Below are 26,893 nucleotides of genomic sequence, written 5' to 3'. Positions count from 1 at the left end.
ACGCTGAGCGTTCCCAAATACCCGTTTCGATCGTATTCGGAACGCCTAGAATCCGGCCGATGAGCCCCCCTACCTCCCCGCCGGGCGCCCCGAGCCGCGAGACGCAAGCTCCCCGCGGCGGCACGACGCCTGCGGCACGCGCGGTGAGCATCCGCGAAGTCGGCCTGCGCGACGGCCTGCAGAGCATCGCCACGACGCTGCCCACCGAGCTCAAGCTCGCGTGGCTGCGCGACGCCCATGCCGCAGGCCTGCGCGAGATCGAGGTGGGCTCCTTCGTGCCCGCCCGCCTGCTGCCCCAGCTGGCCGACACGGCCGAGCTGGTGGCCTTCGCGCAGACACTGCCCGGGCTGGTGGTGTCGGTGCTGGTCCCCAACCTGAAGGGGGCGCTGCGCGCGATCGACAGCGATGCCGACGCGATGCTGCTGCCGCTGTCGGCGAGCCACGCGCACAGCCTGGCCAACCTGCGCAAGGCGCCCGACGACGTGGTCCGCGAGATCGGCGAGATCGTCGCCGCCCGCGATGCCGCGGGTTCGCGCTGCCGGATCGAGATCGGCATCAGCACCGCCTTCGGCTGCACGATCCAGGGGCATGTGGAGCCGGCAGAAGTGCTGCGCCTGCTGCGGACGGTGCTCGACCTGGGGGTGGACCGGGTCGGGCTGGCCGACACGGTGGGCTACGCCGACCCGAAGGCGGTCGGCGAGCTGTTTGCGCAGGGCCGCGAAATCGCCGGCGACCGCCTGACCTGCGGCCACTTCCACGACACGCGCGGCCTGGGCATGGCCAACGCCTTCGCCGCCTGGCAGGCAGGCGTGCGGGGCTTCGACGCGTCGCTCGCCGGGATCGGAGGTTGTCCGCACGCGCCGGGGGCGAGCGGCAACGTGGCCACCGAAGACCTCGCCTACCTGTTCGAGAGCATGGGCGAGCCCACGGGCCTGGATTTCGACGCGCTGGTCGCCCTGCGCGGCAGGCTGGCGGGCTGGCTGCAAGGCGTGCCCCTGCACGGCGCGCTCTGGCGCGCCGGCCTGCCCAGGACCATGCGCGCCGCGTCATGAACGCCATGCGAGCCCCCGCGACGACGGCGCCGAAGGAGGCCGCGGCGCAAGCGCCGCAGCCGCTGAAGGGCCTGCGGGTGGTCGAGTTCACCCACATGGTGATGGGTCCCACCTGCGGGATGGTGCTCGCCGACCTGGGCGCCGAGGTGATCAAGGTCGAGCCGATCGACGGCGAAGGCACGCGCCGGCTGCTCGGGGCGGGCGCGGGGTTCTTCCCGATGTTCAACCGGAACAAGAAGAGCATCGGCATCGACCTGCGCAACCCGCAGGGCGCAGCCGTGGCGCGGCGGCTCGCGGCCAGCGCCGACGTGGTCGCCGAGAACTTCAAGCCCGGGGCGCTCGCCAGGTTCGGCCTGGACTACGCCTCGCTCGCCAAGGCCAGCGAGCGCCTGATCTACGTGAGCCACAAGGGTTTCCTGCCCGGGCCCTACGAGAACCGGACCGCGCTCGACGAGGTCGTGCAGATGATGGGCGGGCTCGCCTACATGACCGGCCGCCCGGGAGACCCGCTGCGTGCCGGCACCAGCGTCAACGACATCATGGGCGGCCTGTTCGGCGCGATCGGCGCGCTGGGCGCCCTGATCCAGCGCGGGATCACCGGCAAGGGCATGGAAGTGCAGTCGGCCCTGTACGAGAACAACGTGTTCCTGATGGGCCAGCACATGCTGCAGTACGCGATGACCGGACGCCATCCGGCGCCGATGCCGGCGCGCGAGAGCCCCTGGGCGGTCTACGACGTGTTCACCGTGAAGGACGGCGAGCAGATCTTCCTGGCCGCGGTCAGCGATGGGCAGTTCGCGACCTTCTGCGAGGCGCTCGGCTTTCACGACCTGAAGGCCGATCCGGCGCTGGCCACCAACAACGACCGGGTGCGCGCGCGCCCCGCGCTGCTGACCACGCTGCGCGAGCGCCTGGCGCGGCGCAGCGCCGCGGAACTCGCGGAGATCTTCGAGCGCGCGGGGCTGCCCTTCGCGCCGATCCGCCGCCCCGAGGACCTGTACGAGGACCCGCACCTGAACGCCACCGGCGGGCTCGCCGAGGTCGTGCTGCCCGACGGCGAGAAGGCCGGCGAGAAGGTGCGCACCACCTTGTTCCCGATCACGATGCAAGGCGCCCGCTTGCCGGTGCGGCTCGACCCGCCGCGCTTCGGCGCGCACACGCTGGAACTGCTGGGCGGGCTCGGTTACGCTGCCGGCGAGATCGAAGCGCTGCGCGCCGCGAAGGCGGTCGCCTGACGGGCCCCTGCGGGCAGGCTCGCGACCCAGGTTCACTTCCCAGACGCCCCACACCGAAGACGATACAAGGGAGACACGGATGACCACCACACGTCGCTTTGCGCTGAGCCTCGCCGCCGGCGCCTTCGCCTCGCTCGGCCTGGCCGGCGCCGCATCGGCCGCCGACCACACGATGCGGATCAGCCACCAGTTCCCGCCGACCCATCACACCGCGGTCAGCCTCGCGCAGTTCGAGAAGGAGGTCGAGGCAGCGACCCAGGGCAAGGTCGACGTCCAGATCTTCGGCGCGGCACAGCTCTTCAAGCCCAACCAGAACCATCCCGCGGTCGCCAGCGGCAAGATCGAGGCCGCGGCGATCCTGAGCTTCCAGTGGGGCGGAACGATCCCCGAGATGAGCGTCACGATCATCCCCTACCTGATGACCTCGGTCGCCAAGCAGAAGGCCTTCATCGGGTCCGAGGCCTCGAAGCTGCTCGATGCCAAGATGGAAGCGCGCGGGGTGAAGAACATCGCGTGGATCGTCGACACCAACGACGGGATCTTCACCTCCGCGAAGAAGCCGCTGGCCGCGCCGGCCGATTTCTCGGGCCTGAAGATCCGCGGCCTGAACAAGCTGTTCGATGCAGGCCTCGAGGCAATGGGCGCCTCGCCCTCGGCGATGCCCGGCTCCGAGGTCTACCAGGCGCTGCAGACCGGCGTCCTCGACGCCGGCTTCACCGGCGTGAAGGCCGCCTACAGCCGCAAGTTCTACGAGATCCAGAAGTACGGCGTCGCGTCGAACATCATCCTGGCCTTCGACAACCTGGTGGTGAACCCCGCCTGGTGGAAGGGCCTGCCCGCCGACGTGCGCAACGCGATCCAGGCCGCCGCCGACCGCGCGGTGCAGCGCTCGATCCGCAACACCGACGGCGTGCCCCCCGAAGACGTCAGGATCCTGAACGACAACGGCATGCAGACGATCGCGCTGACCAAGGCCCAGGAAAAGGCCATGGCCGACGCGATGCAGCCGGCGGTCAAGAAGGAGTTCCTGCGGGCCACCGCGCCCGACGGCGTGCGGCTGCTCGAGCTGATCGACCGGCTCTGATCGCCCCGCTCTGATCGCCCCGCCGGCGTGACCCGCGACGCCCGTTCTCCCGGGCCCGCCGAAGGGCGGGCGCTGCGCGCCTTCGGCCGCCTGGTGGCCGCGCTGTCCGGCGCGGCCATGGCGCTGGCCGCCGCGGCCCTGCTCGTTTCGCTGGCGCTGATCGGCTGGGCCGTCGTCATGCGCTACGGGTTCAACGCGGCGCCGGTCTGGGTCGACGAGGTCGTCGGCTTCGCGCTGGTGGCGGTGGTGATGCTCGCTGCGGCGAACGCCTTGCGGCGAGGCGAGCACATCGGCGTCGACCTGCTGGCCGAGCGGCTGCCCGCCAGCGGGCGCCGCTGGGTCCGGGCCTGGAGCGCGCTGGCTGCGGCCGCCATCGCGCTGGTGCTGGTCTTCAACGGCTGGGACACGGCCATGCTCGCGAAGATGCTGGGCCTGGTCACCGAGGGCTGGCTCGAGTGGCCCACCTGGCAGTTGATGCTGTTCATGCCCGTCGGAGGCCTGCTGCTGCTGCTCGCCGCGATCGAGGCGCTGTGGCGCGCGCTCGCCGGACTGCCGCCTCCCCACGAGCCGTCCCACGGGCGGGCGAACGACGACCGATGACCATCGCGCTGCTCTTCGCGGGCCTGCTCCTGCTGCTGTTCACCGGCCTGCCGATCTTCGCCGGCCTGACGCTCTACGGCGGTGCGCTGATGCTCGCCACCCAGGGCGAGATCGGCTCGGTGACCGAGGTGATCTTCGGGGAGATCAACCGCTACCTGCTGGTAGCCATCCCGCTGTTCGCCTTCATGGCGCACGTGATGATCCGCGGCCGGATCGTCGACGATCTCTACAACACCGCCTACACGCTCACCCGCCACCTGCCGGGCGGGCTGGGCATCGCCACCATCGCGGCCTGCACCGTGTTCGCCGCGATCTCGGGCTCGAGCGTCGCCACCGCGCTGACCATCGGCGCGGTGGCCATCCCGCAGATGATCCGCTTCGGCTACGAGCCGCGCTTCGCCTACGGCCTGGTGGCCGCCGGCGGCACGCTGGGCATCCTGATCCCGCCTTCGGGACCGATGGTGCTCTACGGCGTGACCACCGACACCTCGATCGGCGGCCTGTTCATGGCCGGCATCGTGCCCGGCCTGCTGATGGCCGGCGTGTTCGTGGCCTGGAGCATGGCGCGCACCGCGATCACGCACCGCCACGTGCAGCGCGAGTCGCGCGCCACCCTCGCCGAGGCGGCGGGCGCCGTCCGCAAGGCGCTGTGGGCGATCTCGTTGCCGGTGTTCGTGCTGGGCGGCATGTACGCCGGTATCTTCACCGCGACCGAGGCGGCGGCAGCGGGCGCCTGGCTGGCGCTGCTGATCGCCGGGCTCGTCTACCGCTCGATCCGCCTGCGCGACGTCTGGGACTCGGCCGTCGATGCGTGCCGCGTCTCGGCGATGCTGTTCATGATCATGGCCGGGGCCTCGGTCTTCGGTCACGTGCTCACCAAGATGCGGATTCCGCAGCAGATCGTCGAGGCGATCATCGCCGCGGACATCGGCGTGGCCGGCTTCCTGATCGTGATGATGGCGCTGATCTTCATCCTGGGCATGTTCCTGGAATCGATCGCGATCATCCTGATCACCACTCCGGTGATCCTGCCGGCGATGATCCACCTCGAGATCGATCCGATCTGGTACGGCGTGCTGCTGGTCATCAACCTGGAGCTGGCGCAGATCACGCCGCCGGTGGGGATGAACCTCTTCACGATCAAGGCGATCACGCAGGCGCCGATCGGCGAGATCGTGCGCGGCGCCGCGCCCTACGTGCTGCTGATGATCGGGGTCATGGCCCTGGTCATGATCTGGCCCGACATCGCCCTGTGGCTGCCCGCGACCATGCGCGGGGATTGACCCCCCTGCGGGAAGGCGGGGAACCGGCCTGCCGCCGCTTCCCGGAACCCCCCCGATGCGATGCAGGTGCGTTCGGGCTAGCATTGGCGGATCGCTCCAGGGAGATCCCCCATGAACGGCATTCGCATCCTCGCCCTGATCCTGATCGTGGCCGGCGCGCTCGGGCTCGTCTATGGCGGCTTCAGCTACACCAGGCAGACCGACGTGGCCAAGCTGGGCCCGATCGAGCTCACGGTGACGGAGAAGGAAACGGTCAATGTGCCGCTGTGGGCAGGCATCGGCCTGATCGCGGTCGGCGCGGGCCTGCTCGTCTTCGGCGGCGGCGGCCGTCGCTGAGAGGCCGGGACCGCACATGAGCGACCCGATCCGCCGAGCCGACTTCGGCCGCGTCTCGGTCTTCTTCGGCGAGAAGTCAGGCAAGTATCCGGACGGCAACCAGGTGGTGGTGCGCGGCACCGACACGCACGCGATCTTCGACACGCCGCTGGTGGCCAATCGCATCGGGGCCGACGTCGACGATGCCGAGCTGGTCATCCAGGGCCACGTTCACGAGGACCACATGGCGGGGCTGCATCGCGTGCCGCGCGCGCCGGTGCACGTGCACGAGCTCGACGTCGAGGCCGCGCGCAGCTGGGAAGGACTGTCTCGGCACTTCGGGCTGTCGCCCGAGGCGGCGCGCAAGATGCTCGACAAGGCCCTGCGAGAGTTCCACTACGCGCCGCGGCCCGACGCGATCGCCTACCGGGACGGCGCCAGCTGGGACCTGGGCGGGTCCACGGTGCGTGCGATCCACATGCCCGGCCACACCTCGGGCCACTGCGTGCTGCTGGTCGAGCCCGAGGGCGTGGCCTTCATCGGCGACATCGACCTGAGCGGCTTCGGCCCCTACTACGGCGACGCCACCTCGAGCCTTGCCCAGTTCCGCCGCACGCTCGCGCGCCTGCCCGAGGTGCCGGCGCGCGTCTGGGTCACGTCTCACCATCGCGGCATCTACACCGAGCGGCCGGCCTTCCTCGAGGCGCTGGCCGCCTTCGCCGGCAGGATCGACGAGCGCAGCGATCGGCTGGTTGAACTGCTGCGCGAGGCGCCCCGGAGCGTGGACGAACTGGTGGCGATCCGCCTGCTCTACCCTGCCGACTACGAAGAGCTGTGGATCGACGACGTCGAGCGCCGCACGATCACCCAGCACCTCGACGAGCTGGCCGCCGCCGGCCGCGTGTCGGAAGTCGAACCCGGCCGCTTCGCCGCGGCCTGAACGCCCGCCAGTCGCCGCCACGCCGACTTCCCGACGAGACACGCCATGCTGCCCGGGGTACGCAAGCTGGCCGCGGTGGAGCGAACCCCACAGGCCAACGTGAAGCTGGGCGCGGCGCTCGCCTTCGTGGCAGGCGCGGCCAATGCCGGCGGCTTCCTGGCGGTGGGCCAGTACACCTCGCACATGACCGGCATCGTCTCGTCGATGGCCGACAACCTGGCGCTGGGCCAGCTCACGATGGCGCTGGCCGGGCTGGCCGCGCTCGGCAGCTTCCTGGCCGGCGCGATGACCACCGCGGTGCTGGTCAACTGGGGACGTCGCACGCGGCTGCGCAGCCAGTACGCGCTGCCGCTGCTGCTCGAGGCGGCGCTGCTGCTCGTCTTCGGACTGCTCGGGGCGGCCATGTCGATGAAGATCGCGCTGCTGCTGCCCGCGACGGTGCTGGTGCTGTGCTTCGTCATGGGCCTGCAGAACGCGGTCATCACCAAGATCTCGCGCGCGGAGATCCGCACCACGCACGTCACCGGCCTGGTCACCGACCTGGGCATCGAGCTCGGCAAGCTGGTCTACGTGAACCGCTTCCGCGACGACACCCGGGTCGTGGCGGACCGGCGCAGACTGCGGCTGCACGCGTTGCTGATCGGCATGTTCTTCGTGGGCGGCCTGGTCGGCGCGCTCGGCTTCAAGCACGTCGGCTACGCCATGACGATCGGCCTGGCCGCGATCCTGGTGCCGATCTCGCTGCGGCCCTTCCTGGACGATCTCCGGATCCGCTACCGGGCCTGGCGGCGGCGATGAAAGCTAGAATCCGATCGCGGGTATCCGCGAGCCGGCGGCCTGGCCGACCGGCAGTCCTGTCCCCGAACCGGAGCCGGCCATGAAGTGGCGAGGAAACCGCGAGAGCAGCAATGTCGAGGATCGCCGCTCGGGCGGCGGCTTCGGAGGCGGAGGGATTCGTCTCGGCGGCGGCGGCATCGGGCTGGGCACCATCGCGATCGCGCTGGTCGCTGGCTGGCTGCTCGGCGTGAACCCGCTGACCCTGCTGGGCATGCTGGCGGGCGGCGACCCGATGTCTTCGGCGCCGACCCAGCAGGCGCCGGCGCAACGCGGCCCGATCGACGACGAGATGGGCAGGTTCGTGTCGGTGGTGCTTGCCGACACCGAAGACGTCTGGCAGCAGGTGTTCGCCGACAACGGCGGGCGCTACCGCGAGCCGGTCCTGGTGCTGTTCCGCGGCGCCACCCAGACCGCCTGCGGGGTAGGCCAGGCCGCGATGGGGCCCTTCTACTGCCCCGCCGACCAGAAGGTCTACATCGACCTGGGCTTCTACGAGACGATGAAGAACCGGCTCGGCGCGCCCGGCGATTTCGCGCAGGCCTACGTGATCGCCCACGAGGTGGGCCACCACGTGCAGAACCTGATGGGGATCAGCGAGCAGGTGCGCTCGGCGCAGGCCCGCATGAGCCAGGCCGACGCCAACGAGCTGAGCGTGCGCGTGGAGCTGCAGGCCGACTGTTTCTCGGGGGTGTGGGCCAACCATGCGCACGAGGCCAGGCGGATCCTCGAGCAGGGCGACATCGAGGAAGCGATGAACGCGGCCGCGCAGATCGGCGACGACGCGCTGCAGAAGCGGTCGCAGGGCTACGTGGTGCCCGACAGCTTCACGCACGGCACCAGCAAGCAGCGGGTGGCCTGGTTCAGGCGCGGACTGGAGTCGGGCGACTTCAGGCAGTGCGACACGTTCAACGCGCGCACGCTCTGACGCACCGGTCAGGATCTCGCCCAGCTGCGAAGGATCCTGTCCGGGTCGTCTTCGCCGCGCGCCTTCGCCGCGGCGGTGGGCGTGCCGATCGCGATCCAGCCCACCAGCGTTTCGCCGGGCTCGCACAGCGCGGCAGTGATGCGCGGGTCGGCGGCCTTGCGGCCGCTCAGCATCTTGGCGCCGTAGCCCAGCAGGTGCAGGGCGTTCATGAAGTTGGCCAGCGCCCCGCCCACCGCGATCCACTGCTCGTGCGGCGGCACGCCGGCCTCGGCGTCGATGCGCGCGGCCAGCGCCACCAGGGCCGGGCCGTTCCAGGCGCGCGCGGCCTCTTCCTTCGCTTCGACCGCGGACCGGCCGCTGCGCCGCGCGAAATCCTCGAACAGGGCCGCGAGCTCGGCGCGGCGCGCATCGGGAATCTCGACAAGCCTGACTGGCGACAGGCGCTTGTGATCGGGCGCACGCATCGCTGCCCGTGCGGCCAGCCGGAGCTCGCCGCGCGTCGGGCCGGGCGCCGAGAGCTGCCTGGGCCCGATCGAGTGGCGCCGCAACAGGTGCTGCAGCACGGTCTCTGCATCAGGCCCGTCCTGCGCTGAGTCCATCGCGACCTCCCTGACGGCTGGCCATCGCGCCGCCTCCGGCGCGCTGGGACTGCTCTCCCGTGATTCGGGAACGATACATGTTTCATTACCAGAACAGTTCCCCGACGCACGACCACAAGCGCTTGCCAGGCGAATCAGGACCTTGCGGGCATCGCGCCACGGGCATGCGACTTGCATCGGCGCCGAGGCGGGGGACGTTTCGAGTGCATCCCCGCCCAACATCAACGCGCAGGTCATTCGCGACAGGGAGTGCACAAATGAGGAAGACATTGCTCGCCACGGCAATCGCCATGGCCTTCGGCTCAGGTACGGCCATCGCCAACCCTTACGCTGAAGTCAACGACAGTCCGCTGGACAGGAGCGGATCGATCACCCAGAACACCTCCGCCACGTCGAGGCAGAGCGGTGACGGCAGTCCGCAGGCGAATGAATACTCGTCGGCTTCTCAAGACACGACCACCACGACCTCGACAAGCAACCAGGCCGACAACAGCAACCGGAGCAACAACAGCAAGAACGCCTCCGGACTGGGCGGGGCGGCCGCGATCGATGGCGGCACTGCGGCCGCCAACTGGAACTCACACAACACCACGCAGACCTGGAACACCGCGATCGTGGCAACCTCGACGCTCAGCGCGACGGTCAGCAACAACACGATCAGGAACATCGGCAACCAGGCCGGCAACTGGGGCAGCACGTACGCAGGCCCCGGCGGCAACGGCCAGGGCGGCAACGGCGGCACCGGGAACGGCGGCAGCGGCGGCAACGGCGGCAATGGCGGCAATGGCGGCAACGCGAACAACGGCAGCGCCACCAATGGCAGCGCGAGCGCTGGCGCGGCCAGCAACGGCAGCGCCACCAATTGGGGCGCCCAGGGCGGCCGGGGCGGTCGCGGCGGCGACACCGGGGATGCCAACGGCGCCAACGGCGGTTGGGGCGGCAACTCTGCGGCCTGGGGCGGCGCGGCCGGCAACGCCGGGAACTCGACCTCCACGGGCTCGGCGACCGCGAACGGCGCCACCGGCGGCAACGGTGCGACCGGCGCGATCGGATCGGCCGGCGGCAGCGTGAGCAACGGCAACACGACCAACGGCAGCGCGTCCAATGGATATGCCGCAGCGGGTGACAGTGGCAACACGGGTCGCGCCGGCAACGCCGACGCCAGCGGGGCGAACGCCACCGGCGGCCTCGGCGGTTTCGCCAACGGCGGCATGGGCGGCGCCTCGGGCACCGGCGGCGCCGGCGGCACCGGCGCAGGCGGCATGGGTGGTGATGCCGGAAACGGCTCCGGGGGCAATGGCGGCGGCGGCAACGGCGGCGCCGGCGGCATGGCGGCCGGCGGCTCCGGTGGCTCGGGCGGCAGCGCGGGCAACAGCAGCACGTCCGCGTCGGTCGGCGATGCCGGCAACGGCGGCAGCGGCGGCGATGGCGCGGGCGGCGTCGGCGGCAGGGCGACTGGCGCCGGCGCGACCGGTGGAGGCGCGTCAGGCGCCGGCGCGGAAGGCGCGAACGCCCAGGCCTCGGCAACGAACGATGGGCGCCGGGATGGCAATTCCGCCGGCACCAGCACCGCTGGTACCAACACCGGTGGCACCAGCACCGGCGGCGCCGGCGTTGGCGGGACGAACACCGCGGGCGCTGGCACCGGCGGGTCCGGCGCGACCGGCGCCGCGGGCGGCGCCAGCGCGCCGGCCACGGCGGCAGCGGCCACCAGCAGCGGGGCGGTCGGCGCGGCCGGCGCAACCGGCACGAGCACCGGCGGCATGGCCGCTGCCGCGGCCGGCGCGACGGGCACCGGTGGGACCGGCGGCGCCGGCGGCGTCGGCACCGGCGGATCGGGCGCGGTGAGCGGTACTGGCGGCGCCGGCGGGACGGCCATGGCTGGCACTGGCACGGGCGGAAGGGGCGGCACCAACACCGCGATGAACACCAGCGGACATTCCGGCGCGGGCGGCTCCGCGACCAACGGTAGCGCAACCAACGGCGGCGCGAGTGCCTCGCTCGGCTCGGGCGGCGCAGGCGGCGATGGCGGCAACGGCGGCAATGGCGGTGCCGGCGGCATGGGCGGCACGGCCAGTGGCGGCACATTCTCGCCGAACGGCGGAACCGGCGGCACGGGTGGGACGGCCACCGCGGTCGCGGGCAACGGCGGCGCCGGCGGAACGGCAAGCAACGCCGGTGGCGCGGGCGGCGCGGGTGGCGCGGCGACGGCAGGTAACGCCACGAACGGCGGCGCATCCACCACCGCGTCGAACGGCTCTGCAACGAATGGCAGCGCGTCCGGCGGGAGCGGTGCCGTGGGCGCGGCCGGCGGCGTCGGTAACGGCGGCACGGGCGGCACGGGCGGCGTCGGCAACGGCGCGGTCGGGGGCGCGGGCGGCACCATCATGGTCGACGCCGGGACCTTCGACATGTCCAATACCGTGAGCGGCGGTTCGTTCGCCAACAGTGCCGGCATCACCGTCATGAGCCAGAACACCGGCTTCGCGTCGCTGATCCAGCAAAGCGTCAACGTGCAGGCGAACCTCGCGGTTCGCTGATCGGAAAGCCGGTCAGTGATCCTCGGAGCGAAGGGAGGCGCCATCGGGCGCCTCCCTTCGCGACGAATCGAACCGCATCTCCGGAGAGGAACATGAGTTCCACGAAGCCGATCGCCGGCGCAGCCCTGCTGGCCCTGGCGCTTCTCGCGCCCGTGGCGCCGGCCGTTGCCGAGGAAGGCGACGGTCTCGTCGCAAGCGAGGCCAGGGGCGGTCCTGCGCGCGCGGACGTCGCGTTCGGTCGCGTCCTCGGCGAGAGCGAGCTCGCCGGACAGCGCGGCGGCAACGTTCACGTCAACCAGAACAACGCGACTGCCACCGTCGAGGGCAACGTCGCGAGCAATCTCGCCACGGGGAACAACACGATCGCCGACAGCGCGTTCTCGAACGCGAACGGCGTGCCGATGGTCGTCCAGAACTCCGGCAACAACGTCGTGATCCAGAACTCGACGATCCTCAATCTCCAGCTGAAGTAGCGCGACCGTGATTCGCCGCGGATTCATCCTGGCACTCGCGGCCCTTGCGCTGGCGGCTGGTGCGCTGCGTCCGGCCGGAGCGGTCGGCACGGCGCCGGTGCTGGCCGAATCGGGCCGCGGTTACGCGATGCCCATCCGCACGATCAAGGAGATCCGGCAGCAGGCCGCCTTCCGGACCACGGTTCACCAGAAATACGACTTCAGTTGCGGGTCGGCCGCGATCGCGACCCTGCTCACGTTTCACTACGGCCGCAAGGTCAGCGAGGCTCAGGTCTTCCAGAGGATGTGGGAGCGCGGCGACCAGCCGAAGATCCGCGCGGAGGGCTTCTCGCTGCTCGACATGAAGCGATACCTCGAGGCCGAAGGCTATCGTGCCGACGGCGTGCAGGTATCGCTCGATGAGCTCGCCAGCGTCGGCGTGCCGGCCATCGCGCTGGTCAGCGACAACGGATACCGCCATTTCGTGGTCGTCAAAGGCTTGCAGCGCAATCGCGTGGTGCTGGGTGATCCGGCGATCGGCACTCGCTTCGTCGACCGGCAACAGTTCGAATCGCTCTGGGTCGGCGGGATCTTCTTCGTCATTCGCAGCCATCTGGACACTGCCAGCTTCAACGCGCCGGCCGACTGGGCCTCTCGCCTGGCCGCGCCAACCGCCCTGGCCGTCTCGCGTGACGGGTTGGGCACGCTCACGCTGGGCATCCCGGACGCGAGCAGATTCTGAGTCGAGGCACGTCATGGAAACAGATGGACGCAGGCTTGCCGTACCCAGTTGGCTGGCTGCGGCGCTGCTCGCCGCCGCGCCCGCCGCTGTCGGCGCAACCGGGAGCGCTTCGCCGATCGACGCGTGGAGCGCAGTGCAGGACGAGGCGCTGGCACAGATGCGTGGCGGCCTGGATCTCGGGGTGCTCATCGCGAACTTCTCGATCGAACGGCTCGTCCGGATCGACGGTGAGGTCGTGTCGCGCTCGCGACTCGTGCTCTCCGAGGTGGCCAACCTGTCCCGGGGGCAGGCGCCGCGCGTCGAACTCGCCGGCAATCTGGCCAACCTGATCCAGATCGGGCAGAACAACACGGTCGTCGCACAGGACGGCGTTGCGCGAATCCTCGACCAGGCTGGCGTCGACAGCGTTGCGCCGACCGCGCCCGGCGGACGGACTTCGGCGGCGGCGGGCGCCGCTCTCGGCTTCGCATCGCGCGCGATCCCGGACGCTGCCGTTCCGCCTGCGGCGCCGAGCCAGGGTGCGGCCCCGACGGCCTCGGGATCGGCCGGGGCGAGTTCGTCGGCAATGGGGCAGTTCGGGCCGGGCCTTGCGGCGGGGGTCAATGCCGCCAACGGCGAGCTTCCGGGTCGCTCCGCAAGCGCGCCCGGCGCCGCACTTCCGGTCGCGAATGCCGCGCCAGCCGTCACGGTCAGCAACCTGCCCGACGCCGCCGCGATGATGACCACGATCCAGAACTCGGTCGCGGCGATACGCATCGACACCGAGACCCGGATCCAGGCGACGATGAGCAGCCTCGCGGCGCTGCGTGCCTCGCACCTCGCTTCTTTCCTGCAACAACAGCAGGCCCTCGACGCGTTGCGGCGCTGAATCATGAATCGATCGAAGGCATTCGGCCTGGCAGCGACTCTGGCGGCCGCGCTTGGCGGCTGCGGCGGAGGCGGAGACGATCCCGTGGTGGCGACCGGGCCGGCGTCCGCTCCACGCGTGGCGGAGGGCGCCTACGCGCTCGATAACGACGATGGCTCGGGCATATTCCTGCTGGTGCTGGAGAACGATCAGCTCTGGGGTGTCTACCGCCTGCCGCCCGCGACCGGCAGGGCCGGCGGAGAGCACGGCGGCTTCGTTCAAGGCAACGGCTCGTCGCGCGACGGCAACTACACGGTCGCAGAGTTGCGCGATTACAACTTCCTCCAGGGAATCGTCGAGACTTCCTCGCTCAGCGCCACCTACGCGCCGCGTGAGCGAATGGACATCGCGATCACCCCCGTCACGCCCACTCCGCCGGCGCCCCCGTACCAGTACACCGTGACGGCCGCAGCGGTGGCCGACTACGACTATGACCAGCCGGCCAATGCCGCGGCCGTCGCCGGGCAGTGGCCCGGGTTCTTCGGGCGCACCGAAACGGGCGGCATCGAGGTCAGCGAGCAGGGCGCAGTCCGGGGCGTAGCCAGCGGCTTCGCCCCAGACGGCAGCATCGCCTACAGCTGCGAGTTCAGCGGCTCGTTACGGGCCAGGTCATCGGGGCGCAATGTCTACGACGCGAACTTCACGCTGGGCAACGGCTGCGGCAGCAGCGACGGCGAGTCGATCGCCGGTGTCGGATTCGTGACCGCGCCGTCGAGCGGCCCGTCGCAGCTGGTCCTGATGCTCCTCGACGATTCGCGTTCGGCCGGGCGCACCTTCGTGGGACAGCGCTGACGGAGCTTCGCCGGGCCGCCGAGGCCGACCCGGCGAGGCGCCCTTGCAGGCCGTACTTCCGGAGGCCGCTACAGTGACCACGGCACCCGCAGCGTGAGCTCCACATCGGGGCTGTCGTCGGTGACGCCGATGCCCAGCGACAGGTTCACGTTCTGCTTCTGGGTGACGCGGTACGCGATGCCGAAGCGAAGGGTGCCGAGCTGCAGGCTGCCCGACGGCGCCAGCAACCTGGCCGCCGATGCCGGGTCGCTTTGCGAGGTCCTGCCGACGATGCTGTGCTGGTAGCCGATGCTGAACGAGGAGCGCTCGTTGAGCGCCAGGCCCATCCCCAGATTGATGTCGGTGACGCCGCCGGGGCGGATCCGGCCGAATCCGTTGCCCACGTCCCGCGAGAAGTTGTGCATGTACGCGATACCACCGAAGAACACCGCCGGATCCGAGGGATAGAGGAAAGTCACCCCCGCCTGCAGGCCATGAAAGCCGGACCCGGTCGGCAGTTCCTGTTGGAGTCCGGTGGCCGGATCGATCGGGACTTCGAACGGTCCTTCGCCGGTGCGCGACTTGTAGCGCAGGTAACCGATATAGACCGCGTTGTCTCCCCGGAACTGGTTCAGCTGATAGCGCGCGGCGAGCTCGATGTCGCCCATGCCCGAACCGTTCGAGTCGAAGAAACTGTCGGTCACCGAGGGAGTCGCCAGGGGGCGGGTGAGCGTGGAGCTGCTCGCCGAGACCCAGGGCAGCTTGCCCTCGAGCTCGAAGCGGCCAGTGACGCCGTAGCGGGCGGTGACCGAGAGCGTGTGGATGTCCCGGGACACACGCCGCACGTCGATCAGGCCGATCGTGATCGCCGGGATCACGCTGTAGCCGACCAGCGCGATCCGGTTGTCGGTCGCATGAACGAACTGGTAGGTGGGCTCCAGGACCAGCTTGCCGCGCGGCGTCAGCGCCGTAGGCTCGTCGAAGATGCGGGCCGACGCAGCCGGCTGATCGGGCGGCTTCGGCGCCTCGCCCACCGGGCCGGTGGGCGCCTGAGCCAGCTGCGGCGGACCGCCCCGCGCCGAGAGACCGCCCAGATATGCCTCGCTCCTTCCCGCCATGCGCTCCAGCTCGCGCCGATCCTCGTCGAGACGTCGCTGCGCGTCGTCGAGCTGGCGCCGGAGCTCCTGCAGTCGGCGAGCCCCCTCTTCGAGCCTGTGCTCGATCGCGCGAAGCCCCGATTCGCCGTCGATGCCTTGTGCCCGGGCCGACGCTCCGGCGACCGCCATCCCGAGCCCGATCGCCAGTGCCATGGCGACCCTTGCCGGGCTCTCATTGTCGGTTTCCATCATTGCCCTCCCCTGAATGCGCGCCGAACTCTCGCCGTCTCGGCCGGACGGCCAGGCGCTCGGCCATCCTGTACAAGGTGACTCGCGACACGCCGAGCTCGCGCGCGGCGGCCGCCATGTTGTTGGCATTGCGTACAAGTGCGGCGATCACCAGGTCTCGCTCGGTGCCCCGCCGGGCGGTTGCGAGCGATCGTGATCCGACGTTCGCCGCGAGTGCGCCCAACCCGAGATCCTCCGCATCGATCAGCGACCCTTCGCACATGACCATCGCTCGATGGACCCTGTTGATCAGCTCGCGGACGTTGCCCGGCCACGAGTACTCACGCATCGCCCGCAAGGCGTCGCGCGAGATGCCGATCAGCGTCGGGGTTCGGTGGTCAGGCCAGAGCTCGAAGACGTGCTCGACGAGCATCGGAATGTCCTCGACCCGCTCACGAAGCGGGGGTACCCGGAGCTGAAGCACATTGAGGCGGTAATAGAGGTCCTCGCGAAAGCGACCGTCCGCCACGGCCGCGCCGAGATCCACGTGCGTGGCTGCCACGACCCTGGCGTCGACGCGCAGCGCGCGGGTGGAGCCGATCCGGACCACGGTCGATTCCTGGAGGAAGCGAAGCAGGCTGGCCTGCGATTCGAGTGGCAGGTCGCCGATCTCGTCGAGAAAGATGGTGCCGCCGCCTGCGGCCTCGAGACTCCCGATCTGGCGCTGATGCGCGCCGGTGAACGCGCCCTTCTCGTGGCCGAACAGCTGGGCTTGCATCAGCTGGGGCGGGATCGCCCCGCAGTTCACCGCGACGAAGGGGCCGTTGCGGCCCGGCGTGGCACGGTGGATCGCCTGGGCCGCGATCTCCTTGCCCGTCCCGCTCTCGCCACCGATCAGGACCGGCGCGTCGACCCGGGCGACCTTGTCGAGCGATCGGTACAACTCGAGCATCGCCCGGCTCGTGCCGACCATCCCGTGCCGCCCTGCGACGGCCCCGGCCGCAGCGACCATCCGCCGTCGTAGAGCGGCTTTGCCGCACGCGTGTCCCAGAGACGCGAGAAACCGATCCTTCTCGACAGGAAGCGTATGAAAATCGAAGCAATCGCCGGCCAGCAGCGCGGCGATCGACGCGTCGGCCAGCGCCGCGGACGACGTGACCGCGACCATCTGCGTCGCTGCGCGACAGATGGCTGCGCGCAGCGCGCGCAAGTCGAAATCGCCCAGCCGCTCGATCACGACGATCGACACCAGACAATCACGATCGCTTGCCGCAGCCTCGATCCGATCTGGCTCGGCGCAACGAATGGGACGCCAACCCCCAGAGGCGAGTACCGGTTCGAGGTCGATCATCGAACCGGCAGCCTGTATGAGCAGGACCCCCCGGCGCATGGACTCCGGCCAATTCACCTGCCACCTGCCGTGCTTCTTCGAGCAGCCCAGACACCGTTTGGCCGCGCCCGCTTCGGCTAGACTCGGGCAGACCGTGCGCACCTGCTCGGGACTGCTCGTCGAGCGGACGCTGCTGTGGCGCATCGTCGTTAAGGATACGACCGCAGGTACATACGGAAAACCCCCTAAACAGGGCCATTTCAGGCGGATGATCCCGCTCCGATCGATGCCGACTCGACATGCCGCCAGCGTTTTCCTGGTCTTCCTTCGCCTCGGTCTGACCTCGTTCGGCGGCCCGGTGGCCCACCTCGGCTACTTCCGGAACGAGTTCGTCGAGCGCCGGCGCTGGCTCGACGACCACGACTACTCCGACCTGGTCGCGCTGTGCCAGTTCCTGCCCGGGCCGGCCAGCAGCCAGGTGGGCATCGCGATCGGGCTGTCGCGGGCTGGCTGGCTGGGCGCGCTGGCGGCCTGGTGCGGCTTCACCCTGCCTTCGGCCTTCGCGCTGATCCTGTTCGGCTGGGGCATCGCCCAGCACGGCTGGCTCGCGACCTCCGGCGTCGTGCACGGCCTGAAGCTCGCCGCCGTGGCGGTGGTCGCGCAGGCAGTCTGGGGCATGGCGCGCTCGCTGTGCCCGGATGCCCCGCGCACCGGCATCGCGATCGGGGCGGCCCTGCTGACGCTGCTCCTGCCGAATGCCCTGTCGCAGGTCGGCGCGATCCTCGTCGCCGGCCTGGTCGGCTGGCGCTGGCTCGCGATGCCAGCGGCCGAGGCCGCCGAACATCGCGGGTACGGCGTATCGAAGCGTGCCGGCGCGATGGCGATCGCCGCCTTCCTGTCCTTGCTCGTGCTGCTGCCGATCTGGGCCGGGGTCTCGGGCTCCGCCTTCGCCACGCTGGTCGACGGCTTCTACCGCGCGGGCGCGCTGGTTTTCGGCGGCGGCCACGTGGTGCTGCCGCTGCTGCAGTCGGCCGTCGTGCCGGGCGGATTCGTCGACCCTGAAGCCTTCACCGCGGGCTACGGCGCGGCCCAGGCGGTGCCGGGACCGCTGTTCACCTTCGCGGCCTATCTCGGCGCGGTGGCCCAGGCGCCGGTCGCCGAGGCCGGGCTGGCTGCGGAATCGGTCGCCGGGTCGGGCAACGGCTGGATCGGCGGCTGGCGCGGCGGGCTGGCGATGCTGGTCGCGATCTTCCTTCCCGCCTTCCTGCTGGTGGTGGCGGCGCTGCCCTTCTGGGAAGCGCTGCGCCGCCGCGCGAGCATCCGGTCGGCCATGGCCGGCGTCAACGCCGGCGTGGTCGGCATCCTGCTGGCCGCGCTCTACGATCCCGTATGGACCTCGGCAGTTCACTCACGCGAGGATTTCGCGCTGGCGCTGGCCGCGTTCGGCCTGCTCGTCTACGCGAAGGCCTCGCCGATCGCCGTCGTGGCCTTTGCCGCGCTGGGCGGCGCGATGATCCCGGCCTTTCCCCCGACCCCAGGCCCCTGACCGGACTACGCCCATGACCAAGACCTCCACGCTGGACATCGACGTGCGCTTCGGCCACTGCGATCCGGCGGGCATCGTCTTCTTCCCGAACTTCCATCGGTGGATGGACGCCGCCTCGCTCCACTTCTTCATGCAATGCGGCGTGCCGCCGTGGCGCGAAATGACCGCGACGAACGGCATCGTCGGCACGCCCCTGCTCGAGCACCACACGCGCTTCGTCAAGTCCGTGACCTACGGCCAGCGAATCACGATCAGCACTTCGATCCAGGAATGGCGCAACAAGGTATTCCTGCAGCGGCACGAGATCCGGCGCGGCGAAGACCTCATCTGCGAGAGCGTCGAGACCCGGGCCTTCGTGATCCGCGACCCGCAGGATCCGCAGCGCCTGCGCGCGGTGCCGGTGCCGGCCGACATCCGCGCGAAGTGCGAGTGAGGCGGCCCGCGCCGGCTCAGGCCGCCGGCGCCGGCCGGTACTGCATCGACTTGTACTCGAGGAACTCCTCGAGACCGTAGACGCCGTTCTCGCGGCCGATCCCCGATTGCTTGAAGCCGCCGAAGGGCGCGGCCGGATTCCAGACGCCACCGTTGATGTCGACCTGGCCGGTGCGGATGCGACGCGCGACCGCGCTGGCCCGCTCGTCGCTGCCGGCCCAGACGCCGCCGCCCAGGCCGTAGACCGAGTCGTTGGCGATGCGCACCGCGTCGTCGTCGCCGTCGTGCGGAATCACGGTGAGCACCGGGCCGAAGATCTCTTCCTGCGCCAGCGTGGCGCGCGAATCCTCGACCGCGAACACGGTGGGGCGCACGTAGTAGCCGCCCTCATGGCCGGCCGGCACCTCGGGTGCGTCGGCGCCGCCGGTCACCAGCGTGGCGCCTTCGTCGATGCCGCGACGGATGTAGCCCAGCACCCGCTCCTTCTGCGCGGCCGACACCAGCGGCCCGAGCATCGAGCCCTCGGCCAGCGCCGGACCCACGGTGAAGCGCTCGGCGGCCTCCTTGGCCATGGTCAGCGCGTCGGCGAGCTTCGCGCGCGGCACGACCAGGCGGGTGTGCGCCGAACAGGTCTGGCCGGAATTCAGGTAGCAGTTGCCCACCGTGGCCTTGACGGCCCGCGCGAGGTCGGCGTCGTCGAGCACCACCGAGGCGGACTTGCCGCCGAGCTCGAGCGCCACCTTGCGGATGCCCTGCGCGGCCAGCTCGCCTACCCGGCGCCCGGCGCGGGTCGAGCCGGTGAAGGACACCATGTCGACATCGGGATGCCCGGCGATCGCCTCGCCCACCACCGGTCCCAGGCCGGTGACCAGGTTGAACACGCCGGCCGGCACGCCGGCTGCCTCGATGGCCTCGGCCAGGATGAAGGCGTTGATCGGCGCCACCTCGGAGGGCTTGAGCACCACCGTGCAACCGGCGGCCATGGCGGCGGCGACCTTCAGCGTGATCTGGTTCAGCGGGAAGTTCCAGGGCGTGATCGCGCCGACCACGCCGACCGGCTCGCGCACCACCAGCGAATTGCCGACACGTTGCTCGAACTCGAAACTGCCGGCCATCTTCGCGTAGGCCGACCAGGCCGCCACCGGGCCCGCCACCTGCACGCGCGAGGCCATCTTCAGCGGCATGCCGACCTCGGTGGCGATCGCGCGGGCGAGCTCGTCGGCGCGGGATTTCAGCTCGCCGGCGACGCGGCCGAGCACCTCGCCGCGGGCCGCCGGCGTCATGCCGGCCCAGCCGGCGAAGGCGCGCCGCGCGGCCGCGATCGCGGCCTGCGCGTCGTCGGCGTTGCCCTCGGGGATGCTCGCCCAGGGCTTGCCGGTGCTGGAGTCGGTCACCTCGAGGCGACCCCGGCCCTGCGGGCGGACCCACTTGCCGTCGATGTACAGCGTGTCGCGAGCGATCATTGCGCGGTCTCCTGGAGCCTGGTGAGAAACCGCTATTGTCGCCGCTCTTGCCCCTTGTGTGCCGGGCCGCCCAGGCCGCGCAGCGCGAGACTCCCGAAGGCGAGGCTCCAGCCCAGCGTGGCGGCGGCCGCGAGCGGCAGCCAGGCAGTCGCCGGCGCGAAGGCCATCGCAAAGCGCGCGAGCACGCCGACCGCCAGCGCGGCGGCGCCGGTCTTCTCCAGCCAGCAGGGCGGCCCGAGGGGCTCGGCCAGCGTGCGATTCATCATCGCCCAGGTCATCCCGCCGACGAGCCCCGCGGCCAAGGCATGGCTGCCCGCGCCGGCGGGTGCCCAGGCGCCTGCCGCATCGACCAGCAGCCAGACCGGCAGCCACGCATAGGCGAACAGCATCGTGGCCAGCCTCAGGTCGGCGCGAAAGCCCACCTGCGGCGCCCAGTTCCACCAGCGGTACAGGTTGGCCAGGGCCGCGAGCGCGGCGGCGAGATCGGCCACCGCCGAGCCCGGCATCAACGCACGCAGGCCGATCGCGGCGACCAGCGCGCCGAGCGCGATCCGCTCCAGGTCGGGGCGGATCTGCGCGCGCCGGCCCGGCGCCCTCGTGTTGACCAGGCCCGGGATCACCCGGCCGGCGAGCACGGCGATCAGGATGGCCACCATCTCGAGCACCTGCATCGGCGCGGCAACCGACAGCATCAGCACCCAGGGGGCGGCCGCGAACAGCAGGTTGTTGGGCGCCGGGGCGCGCAGCGCGCGACGGCCCAGCACGATCGCCGCGATGCCGAAGAAGACCAGATCGGCCGCCATCCCGTAGCGGGCCCAGTCCGGCGACCAGAGCGACAGCACGCGCGCCGCCAGCCAGGCGACGAGCAAGGCCCAGGCCTGCGCGCTGCGGTCCGCCGGCCACCGGCGCAGCGGTGCGACGAGGAAGGACACGACGACCGCGCCCACGTAGCCGGAGACCATGGCGCGGGCATGCCAGTCGATGGACCGGGCCGCCGCGGGCCAGGCGGAGGCGTCGGGCCAGAACCAGGCGATGGCGCTCCAGAGCGGGACGGCCAGGGCGGCCCAGAGTGCGGCGAGTCGGTACATCGGTCGGGTTTTCGCCTTCGTTTCGGATTTATCTGCAGAGAACCTGCGCGAGCGCAAAGGTCTGCGCTTGCTCCCGGCAGGCCCCGGTCATAAGATGCATTTCATATTTATCTTACAAGCCGCTCTGGCGGTCGCTCACTCCGATGCCTTCCTCCTCCACGCTGATCACCATTGCCGAGATCGAGGCACGCCGGCCTGGCGCGCGCCCTTCGGGACAGGATGCACCGCCGCAGGGCGTGGCCCTGTTCGCGCTCGGCTTCCGGCCACTGTACCTGCTGGCGGCGCTGTTCGCCGCGCTCGGCGTTCCGTTGTGGATCGCCCAGTTCGCCGGCCTGCTGCCGGGTCCCGCCTGGCTGCCGGCCATGCTCTGGCACGGCCACGAGATGGTCTTCGGCTTCGCGATCGCGGTCATCGCCGGCTTTCTGTTCACCGCCGGCCAGAACTGGACCGGCCTGCCCACGCCCAAGGGCTGGAAACTGGCCGTGATCTGCCTGCTCTGGGTGGCCGCCCGCGTCGCCAACTACGCGGCGCCGCCGCTGGTGGCCATGGTGCTCGACGCGGCCTTCCTGCTGTCGGTCATGGTGCCGCTCGGCTCCGTGCTCTGGCGCAGCCGGAACACCCGCAACCTGTTCGTGCTGGCCATCCTGACCGCCTTCCTGGTCGCCAACTCGCTGTTCCACCTGTCGCTGCCCGGCCGCCTGCCCTTCGACCCGCTGACGCCGCTCCACTTCGCGATCTTCGTGGTGGTGATGCTGGAGTCGGTGATCGCCGGGCGCGTGGTGCCCATGTTCACCGCCAACGTGATCCGCGGCGTGCGTCAGTGGCGCAACGAGCAGCTCGACGCGCTGGCGATCGGCGCCACCGGGGCGGCGCTGCTGCTGGTGCTCGGCAACGCGGGCGCCGGCCTGACGGCCGCGGCCTGCGCGGTCGCCGCGGCGCTCCAGGCCACGCGCCTGGCGGGCTGGAACCCCTGGGCCACGCGCGGAAACCCCTTGCTGTGGATCCTGCACCTTTCCTACGCCTGGATCCCGGTCGGCCTGCTTCTGCTCGCCTTCGCGGCGCTGGGCAAGCTGCCGCAAAGCGCCGGCCTGCACGCGCTGACCATCGGCTCCATGGGCGGCCTGATCATCGGCATGATGACCCGCACCGCGCTCGGCCACACGGGCCGGCTGCTGGCGGCAGGCCGCGCCGAGACCGCGATGTTCGTGCTGGTGCAGCTGGCGGCGGTGCTCAGGGTGGCGCCGGTACTGTTCGAAGGCCTTCCCTGGATGCCCTTCGTGACCGCCGCTTCGGTCTGCTGGTCGGCGGCCTTCGCGCTGTACTTCGCCACCTACGCGCCGAAGCTGATCGCGCCGCGGGTGGACGGCCGGCCGGGCTGAAGCGCCAGACCGACCAAGCCTCAGCCGATCACGATCTCGAACTCGGCCAGCAGCGCGCCGGGCTCGATCCGGTCCGCAGGGTCGAAGCGGGCGATCAGGCGCTCGCGCTGGCGCGCATCGCGCACCGAGTTCAACAGGAAGTCACCTGCGTTGCCCGGGTCGCCGGCCACGTAGAGCTGGGTGACCAGTTCGCGGCCGTCCGGCGTGCGCACGAAAAAATGGATGTGCGGCGTCCGACCGGGATAGGGCGCCGGACGGATGGTCCGGAAGGTCCAGCTGCCGTCGCTGGCGGCGCGGGTGCTGCCGCGCCCCTGGAACCCGGTGTCGCGGACGCCCCGGTCGCGCGGATGCCGGTACACGCCCCGGGCGTCGCACTGCCAGATCTCGACGATGGACCCGTCGAGCGGCGCGCCGTCACGGTCCACCACCCGGCCCCGCACGTGCGCTACCTGCCCCAGCGCGCGGGCTGCCTCGCCGCGCACGATCACCAGGTCGTTGTCGGCGTCGCCGGCCCAGTCGACCGGATAGAAAGGCCCGAGGCTCTGGCGCGGGGTGACGATGCGTTGCGCGTCGGCGCTGGCCGTGCCTCGTGCGCCCGGGCCGCCCGCGGCGGCAAGCGCCCGCCACGGCACGGCAGCCGTGGCGCCTGCGAGCGCTGCGCCGCCCAGGCCGGCCACGATCCGTCGGCGCCGGATCGGCGAATTGGGTCGATACTTCGTCATGCCCAATGGTCTGCCCGGACGGGGCAGCCTGACAAGCCCCGGTTCAGCTCGCCGGCCCGACCCCGATCGGCGCAGGCGCCAGCGACACGATGCGCCGGAACAGCTCCCGATACTCGTCCTCGGGCGCGTGGCCGGTGAGCGGATCGCGGTTCTCGGCGAAGGCCGCGTCGAGCTCGCGCCAGTCGTCGGGCTCGAGCGCGCGGCGGGCCAGCGGCAGCACCTCGGTTTCCTCGAGCTGCATGTGGGCGGCGTAGAAGTTCGCGAAACGCGAGGCGGCGTCCAGAAAGGCCTGGCGGCGCGAGCGGCCCAGCTGCTCGTAGGCCAGCAGCGCGCGCTCGAGGTCGCGGATCATCCGCTCGCCGAGCAGGTGCTCGGTATCCAGCCTGTCGAGCACCCGGCCCGCCTGCGGCGCGCGGGCGCGCAGCCGGGGAAACAGCTGCTCGGATTCCTTGCGGTGATGCCGACGCTCGGGGAACTCGTCGACGTAGAGGAGGATGGCCCGCAGGATCTCGAAGTCGGCGGGCCGGGGGGCGTCGGCCACGCGCGCGGCGAGCGCCCGCAACGAGTGCAACAGCGCGGCGAGCGCCCGGTGCTCGTCGTGGATGACCCTGAGGGCTTCGTACTGCATCGCGAACCTCCGAAACGGTTCGCGCCAGCCTGCCACGCTGGGCACGGGCAGGCCTGATCGCGATCAAGCCGCGACCCATTCGGCCTGCCCCCGGGCACGACCGGGCCCGGCTTCTCAGCGGATCTGCAGCCGCTTGGCCGACGGCGCGGTCTTCTTGGGCAGCGTGAGCCTGAGCACGCCGTCCTCGAAGCTCGCGGCGGCCCTGGACTCGTCGACCTCGGAGGCCAGCGTGAAGCTGCGCGCCACCGCGCCGTAGTAGCGCTCGCTGCGCAGCACGCGCTCGCCTTCCTTCTGCTCGGACTCGCGCTTGACCTCGGCCGAGATCGCGACGCGATTGCCGTCGATCTGGACGTTGATGTCCTCTTTCTTGACACCCGGCATCTCGGCCTGGACGGTGTAGTCGCCGTTGGACTCCTTGACCTCGACCTTGATCTCCAGCGCATCGCCGCCCGGCGCGCGAACCGGCTGCATCAGGCCGCGGAAGAGCTCCGGAAAGACTTCGGCGAACGGGTCGTAAACGGACAGACGGGCCATGACGGTTCTCCTTGCGTATGCTCGATTGCCTGTGAAACTCGGGCAGCCTCCGGAGTTCTCAGGCTCCGGCGGCGCAGCGCCCGATGCCGGTCAATTGGGTGCACCGACCTCGGCTTTCAAGTCCCCGACCGGAAGCCGCTATCTTGCAGCGCCCGGTTCGCGGCAAGGCTTGAGATGGATCAAGGCGAGTCCCATGTCGGCTCGCGCATCACAGGAGCTGGCAGGCGTCCTCGAACTCGAATCGCGGGCTGCGGGCGAACAACTTTGCCGGGTCGCCGTGCCCGAGGCTGCACAGGAAGTTCGACCGGAAACGGCCGTCGGGGAAGAACTCGGCGTCGACCTTGGCATTGTCGAAGCCCGACATCGGCCCGCAATCGAGCCCCACCGCCCGCGCGGCGAGGATCAGGTAGGCCCCCTGCAGCGTGCCGTTGCGGAAGGCGGCGGTTTCGCGAGCCGCCCGATTGGCCTCGCCGGCGAACCAGTTCACCGCGTCGGGGTTGTGCGGGAAGAGCCTGGGCAGGTGCTCGTGGAAACGCGTGTCGTGCGCCACGATGGCCACCACCGGCGCGGCCATCGTCTTCTCGAGGTTGCCTGGCGACAGCGCGGGGCGCAGCCGCGCCTTGGCCTCGGCCGAGCGCAGGAACACGAAGCGCCCCGGCTGGCTGTTTGCCGAGGTGGGCGCCATCTTGAGCAGGTCGTAGACCGCGCGCAGCTGCGCGTCGGAAACCGGGCGATCGAGCCAGCCGTTGTGCGTGCGGGCCTTGCGGAAGAGCGTGTCGAGGGACTGTTCGTCGATCATCGGGAGGATTCGGAGTGGTAGGGAACGCTGGCGCGGGCCGTCTGGGCGCGCCACCCCTGCGCCAGGCTTCAGGCGGGGATCGGAGTTGACTGCCAGGACACCATCTGCCAACCGCCGGGGCGGCGCGCCCAGACCTGAAGGTAGCGGGCGTTGACCTGCTTGGCCTTGCCCTGCACCTCGACATCGATCCGGACCTCGCCGTTCACGAGAACGACGTCGCCAAGCACGCGATGGTCGCGCTTCAGGCCGGTGAGGCCACGATAGACGTAGTGGCCGTTGCGCAGGCGCTCGAGGTACAGGGCGCGGTCCTCGACGGCTGCGCTGGAATGCACGTAGACGAGGTCGTCGCCGATCAGCGCGTCCAGTGCGGCGAAGTCACGCTCGAGCGTGGCGGCGACCCGGCGCGCATCCAGGGCTTCGATGTCGGCGATGATGGTCTGGTCGGACATGGTTCGTGTCATCTCTCGAAAGGTGGGAAGAATGGGTCCCGCGCAGGTGACGCCGCTCAGGCCGGCGCCAGCGCGAAGTCGTACTGCGCCGTCGAGAACCGGAGCTCGCTGCGACCGCCGTCGGGCGTGGGTCCGGGCGGGTGCTGGACGAAGTCGACGACCAGCGAGTCCTTGACCCCGAACACCGCGTCGGACGCCAGGTAGGCGTCGCCCTTCACGAAGATGTGGGTGGTCAGCGTCTCGTGCGCCGGGTGGGCGATCCTCGCGTGGATGTGCGCCGGCCGCCAGGGGTGCCGGCCCATCTTGCGCAGCATCTTGCCGACCGGCCCGTCGTCGGGGATCGGATAGCTGACCGGCTGCACCGTGCGGAAGGCGTAGCGGCCCTGGGCATCGGTCGTGATCCGGCCGCGACCGTACATGCCGCCCTCGCGTCGCTGCACGTCGTACAGGCCTTCGACGCCATCGGTCTGCCAGACGTCGATCACCGCGCCCGCGATCGGCCTGCCCCCGGTGTCGCGGACCGTGCCCGACACGAAGCACGGCGTGCCCGGGATGCCTTCGGAGACGTTCGCCCAGTGCGGCAACGCGGGCGCGCCCTCGACGAAGAAGGGCCCGAAGACCGTGGTGTCGGTGGCGCCGGCCCGATGGCGGTGATTGATCGCGTCGACCAGCATCGACAGGCCCAGCGTGTCCGAGAGCAGGATGAATTCCTGGCGCCTGTCGTCGCACATCCGGCCGGTGGCGGTCAGGAAGCGGATGCCCTCGAACCACTCGTCCTCGGTCAGCTCGACCTCGCGGGCGAAGTCGTGCAGGTGCCGGATCAGGCTCGTCATGATCTGCCTGAGGCGCGGGCTCTCGCAGCCCTCCATGCGCCCGATCACTGCGTCGGTCAGGTTCGACTCGTCGAGGCTCATGA

28 protein-coding genes are annotated in these 26,893 nt (G+C 70.7%); 17 read left to right on the top strand and 11 right to left on the bottom strand.

The genetic code is table 11. The annotated features are described in order from the left end of the window. Nucleotides 1–143: 143 nt before the first annotated feature. The 9 genes from FHP08_RS10740 to ypfJ all read left to right on the top strand — a co-directional run bounded on the left by FHP08_RS10740 (nucleotide 144) and on the right by ypfJ (nucleotide 8,271). Nucleotides 144–1,052 carry a hydroxymethylglutaryl-CoA lyase gene (locus tag FHP08_RS10740; protein WP_225879106.1) on the top strand — a complete coding sequence of 303 codons (909 nt, stop codon included), beginning with the start codon at nucleotides 144–146 and terminating at the stop codon, nucleotides 1,050–1,052. A 5-nt stretch (nucleotides 1,053–1,057) separates the two neighbouring features. After that, nucleotides 1,058–2,287 (top strand): CaiB/BaiF CoA transferase family protein, encoded by a 1,230-nt coding sequence (locus FHP08_RS10735; RefSeq protein ID WP_147704780.1) that lies wholly within the window; start codon nucleotides 1,058–1,060, stop codon nucleotides 2,285–2,287. 79 nt (nucleotides 2,288–2,366) lie between these two features. Next, complete coding sequence (locus FHP08_RS10730) at nucleotides 2,367–3,371, top strand: TRAP transporter substrate-binding protein (protein WP_147704462.1); 1,005 nt, start codon at nucleotides 2,367–2,369, stop codon at nucleotides 3,369–3,371. A 27-nt stretch (nucleotides 3,372–3,398) separates the two neighbouring features. Beyond that, nucleotides 3,399–3,971, top strand: coding sequence for a TRAP transporter small permease (locus FHP08_RS10725; protein WP_147704461.1), 573 nt, complete (start codon nucleotides 3,399–3,401; stop codon nucleotides 3,969–3,971). Further along, entirely contained in the window at nucleotides 3,968–5,254 is a 1,287-nt protein-coding gene (locus FHP08_RS10720; RefSeq protein ID WP_147704460.1) for a TRAP transporter large permease, read from the top strand. The genes FHP08_RS10725 and FHP08_RS10720 overlap by 4 nt, the downstream gene beginning before the upstream one ends. Before the next feature lie 111 nt (nucleotides 5,255–5,365). Continuing rightward, nucleotides 5,366–5,590: a hypothetical protein gene (locus FHP08_RS10715; protein ID WP_147704459.1), complete on the top strand. Its 225-nt coding sequence runs from the start codon at nucleotides 5,366–5,368 to the stop codon at nucleotides 5,588–5,590. A gap of 16 nt (nucleotides 5,591–5,606) precedes the next feature. Beyond that, nucleotides 5,607–6,509 (top strand): MBL fold metallo-hydrolase, encoded by a 903-nt coding sequence (locus FHP08_RS10710; protein ID WP_147704458.1) that lies wholly within the window; start codon nucleotides 5,607–5,609, stop codon nucleotides 6,507–6,509. A 45-nt stretch (nucleotides 6,510–6,554) separates the two neighbouring features. Next, on the top strand, nucleotides 6,555–7,307 hold the full coding sequence (locus tag FHP08_RS10705) for a YoaK family protein (RefSeq protein ID WP_147704457.1): 753 nt from the start codon (nucleotides 6,555–6,557) through the stop codon (nucleotides 7,305–7,307). Nucleotides 7,308–7,386: 79 nt separating this feature from the next. Next, complete coding sequence (ypfJ, locus tag FHP08_RS10700) at nucleotides 7,387–8,271, top strand: KPN_02809 family neutral zinc metallopeptidase (RefSeq protein ID WP_147704456.1); 885 nt, start codon at nucleotides 7,387–7,389, stop codon at nucleotides 8,269–8,271. Nucleotides 8,272–8,279: 8 nt separating this feature from the next. Here the strand turns inward: ypfJ and FHP08_RS10695 are convergent, their stop codons facing one another. Continuing rightward, on the bottom strand, nucleotides 8,280–8,870 hold the full coding sequence (locus FHP08_RS10695; RefSeq protein WP_187272257.1) for a nitroreductase family protein: 591 nt from the start codon (nucleotides 8,868–8,870) through the stop codon (nucleotides 8,280–8,282). Between the two features lie 257 nt (nucleotides 8,871–9,127). Between FHP08_RS10695 and FHP08_RS10690 the strand changes: the two genes are divergently transcribed. The 5 genes from FHP08_RS10690 (at nucleotide 9,128) to FHP08_RS10670 (ending at nucleotide 14,303) form a co-directional block, all read left to right on the top strand. Then, a complete protein-coding gene (locus FHP08_RS10690; protein WP_147704454.1) occupies nucleotides 9,128–11,410 on the top strand; it encodes a hypothetical protein in 2,283 nt (760 codons plus the stop codon). A gap of 92 nt (nucleotides 11,411–11,502) precedes the next feature. Further along, the gene (locus FHP08_RS18445) at nucleotides 11,503–11,883 is read left to right on the top strand and encodes a hypothetical protein (protein ID WP_187272256.1); all 381 of its coding nucleotides are present in this window, start codon (nucleotides 11,503–11,505) and stop codon (nucleotides 11,881–11,883) included. Between the two features lie 7 nt (nucleotides 11,884–11,890). Continuing rightward, entirely contained in the window at nucleotides 11,891–12,604 is a 714-nt protein-coding gene (locus FHP08_RS10680; RefSeq protein ID WP_222707868.1) for a C39 family peptidase, read from the top strand. Between the two features lie 133 nt (nucleotides 12,605–12,737). Further along, nucleotides 12,738–13,472 (top strand): hypothetical protein, encoded by a 735-nt coding sequence (locus tag FHP08_RS10675; protein WP_147704453.1) that lies wholly within the window; start codon nucleotides 12,738–12,740, stop codon nucleotides 13,470–13,472. A 3-nt stretch (nucleotides 13,473–13,475) separates the two neighbouring features. After that, entirely contained in the window at nucleotides 13,476–14,303 is an 828-nt protein-coding gene (locus tag FHP08_RS10670; protein ID WP_147704452.1) for a hypothetical protein, read from the top strand. 68 nt (nucleotides 14,304–14,371) lie between these two features. Here the strand turns inward: FHP08_RS10670 and FHP08_RS10665 are convergent, their stop codons facing one another. Both FHP08_RS10665 and FHP08_RS10660 read right to left on the bottom strand, forming a co-directional pair. Beyond that, nucleotides 14,372–15,628, bottom strand: a complete 1,257-nt coding sequence (locus FHP08_RS10665; RefSeq protein ID WP_147704451.1) for an acetate kinase — start codon at nucleotides 15,626–15,628, stop codon at nucleotides 14,372–14,374. Beyond that, complete coding sequence (locus FHP08_RS10660; protein WP_225879121.1) at nucleotides 15,612–16,997, bottom strand: sigma-54 interaction domain-containing protein; 1,386 nt, start codon at nucleotides 16,995–16,997, stop codon at nucleotides 15,612–15,614. The genes FHP08_RS10665 and FHP08_RS10660 overlap by 17 nt, the downstream gene beginning before the upstream one ends. Nucleotides 16,998–17,223: 226 nt before the next feature. On the opposite strand from FHP08_RS10660, the gene chrA reads away from it, so the two are divergent. Both chrA and FHP08_RS10650 read left to right on the top strand, forming a co-directional pair. Continuing rightward, nucleotides 17,224–18,483 (top strand): chromate efflux transporter, encoded by a 1,260-nt coding sequence (gene chrA, locus FHP08_RS10655; RefSeq protein ID WP_225879105.1) that lies wholly within the window; start codon nucleotides 17,224–17,226, stop codon nucleotides 18,481–18,483. A 13-nt stretch (nucleotides 18,484–18,496) separates the two neighbouring features. Beyond that, nucleotides 18,497–18,916 (top strand): acyl-CoA thioesterase, encoded by a 420-nt coding sequence (locus tag FHP08_RS10650; protein WP_147704448.1) that lies wholly within the window; start codon nucleotides 18,497–18,499, stop codon nucleotides 18,914–18,916. Nucleotides 18,917–18,932: 16 nt separating this feature from the next. Here the strand turns inward: FHP08_RS10650 and FHP08_RS10645 are convergent, their stop codons facing one another. Next, a complete protein-coding gene (locus tag FHP08_RS10645; RefSeq protein ID WP_147704447.1) occupies nucleotides 18,933–20,378 on the bottom strand; it encodes an aldehyde dehydrogenase family protein in 1,446 nt (481 codons plus the stop codon). 32 nt (nucleotides 20,379–20,410) lie between these two features. Next, complete coding sequence (locus tag FHP08_RS10640) at nucleotides 20,411–21,466, bottom strand: NnrS family protein (protein WP_147704446.1); 1,056 nt, start codon at nucleotides 21,464–21,466, stop codon at nucleotides 20,411–20,413. A gap of 143 nt (nucleotides 21,467–21,609) precedes the next feature. On the opposite strand from FHP08_RS10640, the gene FHP08_RS10635 reads away from it, so the two are divergent. Then, nucleotides 21,610–22,845 carry an NnrS family protein gene (locus FHP08_RS10635; RefSeq protein WP_147704445.1) on the top strand — a complete coding sequence of 412 codons (1,236 nt, stop codon included), beginning with the start codon at nucleotides 21,610–21,612 and terminating at the stop codon, nucleotides 22,843–22,845. A 20-nt stretch (nucleotides 22,846–22,865) separates the two neighbouring features. Here the strand turns inward: FHP08_RS10635 and FHP08_RS10630 are convergent, their stop codons facing one another. The 6 genes from FHP08_RS10630 to FHP08_RS10605 form a co-directional block, all read right to left on the bottom strand. Next, nucleotides 22,866–23,567 (bottom strand): dioxygenase family protein, encoded by a 702-nt coding sequence (locus FHP08_RS10630; RefSeq protein ID WP_147704444.1) that lies wholly within the window; start codon nucleotides 23,565–23,567, stop codon nucleotides 22,866–22,868. A gap of 43 nt (nucleotides 23,568–23,610) precedes the next feature. Next, the gene (locus FHP08_RS10625; protein ID WP_147704443.1) at nucleotides 23,611–24,195 is read right to left on the bottom strand and encodes a hemerythrin domain-containing protein; all 585 of its coding nucleotides are present in this window, start codon (nucleotides 24,193–24,195) and stop codon (nucleotides 23,611–23,613) included. A 114-nt stretch (nucleotides 24,196–24,309) separates the two neighbouring features. Then, nucleotides 24,310–24,729 (bottom strand): Hsp20/alpha crystallin family protein, encoded by a 420-nt coding sequence (locus FHP08_RS10620; protein ID WP_147704442.1) that lies wholly within the window; start codon nucleotides 24,727–24,729, stop codon nucleotides 24,310–24,312. Between the two features lie 208 nt (nucleotides 24,730–24,937). Further along, nucleotides 24,938–25,528 carry a malonic semialdehyde reductase gene (locus tag FHP08_RS10615; RefSeq protein WP_147704441.1) on the bottom strand — a complete coding sequence of 197 codons (591 nt, stop codon included), beginning with the start codon at nucleotides 25,526–25,528 and terminating at the stop codon, nucleotides 24,938–24,940. Nucleotides 25,529–25,596: 68 nt separating this feature from the next. Beyond that, entirely contained in the window at nucleotides 25,597–25,977 is a 381-nt protein-coding gene (locus FHP08_RS10610; protein ID WP_187272254.1) for a nuclear transport factor 2 family protein, read from the bottom strand. Nucleotides 25,978–26,033: 56 nt separating this feature from the next. Next, a complete protein-coding gene (locus tag FHP08_RS10605) occupies nucleotides 26,034–26,891 on the bottom strand; it encodes an intradiol ring-cleavage dioxygenase (protein ID WP_147704439.1) in 858 nt (285 codons plus the stop codon). Nucleotides 26,892–26,893: the final 2 nt, after the last annotated feature.

The organism is Zeimonas arvi, from assembly GCF_008039575.1.
Taxonomy (GTDB): domain Bacteria; phylum Pseudomonadota; class Gammaproteobacteria; order Burkholderiales; family Burkholderiaceae_E; genus Zeimonas; species Zeimonas arvi.
This window is presented reverse-complemented; position numbering and strand designations above follow the sequence as displayed.